The sequence below is a fragment of the Lentzea sp. NPDC005914 genome (assembly GCF_040629405.1).
In the GTDB taxonomy this organism is placed as follows: domain Bacteria; phylum Actinomycetota; class Actinomycetes; order Mycobacteriales; family Pseudonocardiaceae; genus Lentzea.
Genome location: NZ_JBEXVQ010000091.1, coordinates 1 through 2,846 on the forward strand (window position 1 = coordinate 1; position 2,846 = coordinate 2,846).

The following is a 2,846-nucleotide window of genomic DNA, read 5'->3' on the forward strand; positions in this document are numbered from 1 at the left end:
CGAGATCCTGGCCAAGGTCCGCGTCGTCCAGACCACCGTCAAGAAGCTGGTCGACAACAACGCAAAGTAAAACCAACAGGATCACGAGACACTAGTTGACGATGCGTCCGGCTGTGCCGAACGTGTGAATCCACGGTGTCGCACCGTCGGGAGGGCTTCCCAAGCGGATTCCGTCACGTGTCGGATTGTTGATGCTGGATCGCTTCGATGATGTTCACTCGCTGGCTAACGAGTCTCTTGCCGAGTCCGTGATCAGCGACGTGGGACGGCCGTCGGAGTTGGTAGCCCGACCGCCGTCCCGCAACATCTCGGCGCGTTGGTCGCGTCTCTCTGGTCCGGATCCGGATCTTGCTCTACTCTCCCCCGGTGTTCGCCTGGTTGTGTGCGTGGACCCCTTACCACGGTCCTGCAACGTATCTCGACGTGGGCCAACGTCAACGGACTCGGCAATAGGAGACTCGGGAGTTTTCATGCACTCTGACCATCAGGTCGTCTGGGCGGCGGTGGTGGTAAGCCTTGCCATTATCGTGCTTATCGGCTTTGTCGTGTGGCGGCTCGGCACGGTAGGCAGGTATCGAGGGCTGGTGCGGGTGTTGGCTGTGGTCGCCGTCGCGATCGCCGTCATTCCTGCGGTCATCGACGCCCTGCAGCTGTGACTTCGGTTGATCGGCACCCCCCGTCGCGGTCGTGGCGGACGCTCGCGGAGCGGCGAGGGGTGCTGCGCCGTTTTCCTGCTGGTACGCGGCTGTACCAGCAGGGCGACCCAGCGGACTTCGTCTTCGTGGTTGTCAAGGGCTTGGTCAAGCTGATGTTGACCAGCGCCGACGGGGAAGAAACACTGCTCTTCGTTCGCGGTGCCGGAGAGCTTGTTGGCCTTGAGCCGATCGGTGGGCTCACACGGCAAGCCAGTGTGTACAGCGTGGACGACGTCGTGGGCTCGTACATCAGCTCTGGTGTGGTGACGCGAGCCGTGACCGAGGCGCCGGCGCTGTGTCGTGACCTGGTCCGGGAGCTAGCGGACACCAACGCCGAGCTCGCTGCGCGATTGGCTGACTACTCCACTTCAGCGCGCCAACGCGTTGCTCGCTTGCTGGTACGACATGGGACGGCCTATGGCACGTCCGACAACGACGGGATCAGGCTTCCCCCATTGACCCAGGCGGAGTTGGCTTCTGCGATTGGGCTATCTCGTCGTGGGATGGAACGAGCGCTGAGAGAGCTGCGCGACAGTGGCTTGGTGGACCTCGGCTACCGTCAGATCATCGTCCGCGATTTGGTGGAACTGCGCCGCATGGCCGGAGTTGCAGCGCCAGAAACACTAGCCCCCGCACGATCATCGGCAGGTGATCCTCCCGCCTTGAGTGACCGTGAACCTGGTACAAGCCGCAGAAAGCAGCCCGCTGACGAACTGGGCGCCGCGTCCCGATCACGAGAAGGCGCCGGCTCGGCCATCCCGCATCAGGTCCACGTGCGCCTCGGCGCGGTATCGCGGACCCTCTCGCCTGGCGAGGAGGTCACATTCGGACGCTCGTCTCGGTGCGAGTTGCCGGTAGACACAAGCGACACAGGGATTTCCAGGTGTGCTGGTGTGATCCGTGCGGACAACGGCACATGGTTTGTGGTGAACACCAGCGTGCGGCATCCGCTCGCCGTCGTTGACGACATCGGCTTTCGCAGCGTCTTGCCGCCGCGCAGGAGGTGCGCCCTCCAGGGGCGTATGCGGATTCTGTTGCAAGGCAACGCTGCAAAGCCCCATGAGCTCACCGTAGAGGCGCCGCTTGCAGAGCATCCGTCAATGGAGCCCATGGCGGATGAAGAGTCTGCGATGGCTGAGAACGCGGTCTTGCTCACCTTGTCGGACCGTGCGGTGTTGCTAGCGCTGTTTGCCGGCTACCTGCTGGAGGGCGAGAAGTACGACCCTTACCCTAGGACCTACGCCGCCGCTGGCGCTCGGTTGGGCATGGAAGGTACGACAGTACGAAAGAAGGTCGAGCATCTGCGTGCCCGGCTGCATGCGGCAGGGGTGCCGAACATGAACGGCCCCGCTGCGTTGACCAACCTGGCAGAGTACGTCCTTGTCAGGCGCCTGATAACGAAGGACGACCTCCGCTCGCTGTAGGTCGTTTTGAACTCGCGCACCCGGTCTAAGATCGGCAACGCGGCGACCGTTTCGCTTCGAGTCCCAACACACCTCGCAGTTGATCACGGTGGCCGTCTCACGTCACCCGGCCACCGACCAAGGTCACGCCGCAGGGCTGTAGTACTGGGAGGTCGCTGGCCGCGCAGTCGCCGTTCCCTCGCGGTCGGTCGACCACCCGATTGGCCCAATGGCGAGTAGCGGCCAGATAGGTTCACCGCGCGAACGCTCTTGGGGTACTCGGACGACTTGAGTATTCAGGATGCCCCCGGTACGACAGCGCATCGATTCATCGACGGCTGCCCTACCGGTATAGCGACGCCATCCGGTCATCGGCAGGACGGTGCATCCGGTGTCAGGTCGCGGATGCCATGTATGCCGCCAGGATGTAGTTCGGGTGTCGGTCGAGGGGTCTGCTGCACGAGTAGGTGACACGTGAGCAGGGCGAGCGGACGGGTGTGATCGCTCGGGTTGCGGACCAGCTCGGGGTGCATCGGGAGGCGTTGCGGACGTGGGTCCGGCAGGCCGAGGTTGATGGCGGGAAACGTCCGGGAACATCGAGCCTTTTTCATCCTGGTCTGGATGTGTTGGCGGACAAGGGACTTCTGCTGTGGCTGGTTGACGCAGGCGCGGCGTGTCGGACCCTGGACATGGCGAAGCCCCTGGTAACAGAGCCATCGACCAAGACCGCTCCGCAGCACCAGGGGCT

General features: G+C 63.4%; 3 protein-coding genes. All 3 read left to right on the forward strand.

All coding sequences use genetic code 11. From position 1 onward, the window contains the following. Positions 1–470: 470 nt before the first annotated feature. The gene (locus tag ABZ345_RS47360; protein ID WP_359862340.1) at positions 471–656 is read left to right on the forward strand and encodes a hypothetical protein; all 186 of its coding nucleotides are present in this window, start codon (positions 471–473) and stop codon (positions 654–656) included. A gap of 59 nt (positions 657–715) precedes the next feature. After that, positions 716–2,119: a helix-turn-helix domain-containing protein gene (locus tag ABZ345_RS47365; RefSeq protein ID WP_359862341.1), complete on the forward strand. Its 1,404-nt coding sequence runs from the start codon at positions 716–718 to the stop codon at positions 2,117–2,119. A gap of 479 nt (positions 2,120–2,598) precedes the next feature. Further along, positions 2,599–2,846, forward strand: a 248-nt coding sequence (locus ABZ345_RS47370; RefSeq protein ID WP_359862342.1) for a hypothetical protein, incomplete at its 3' end; no start/stop codon positions are given.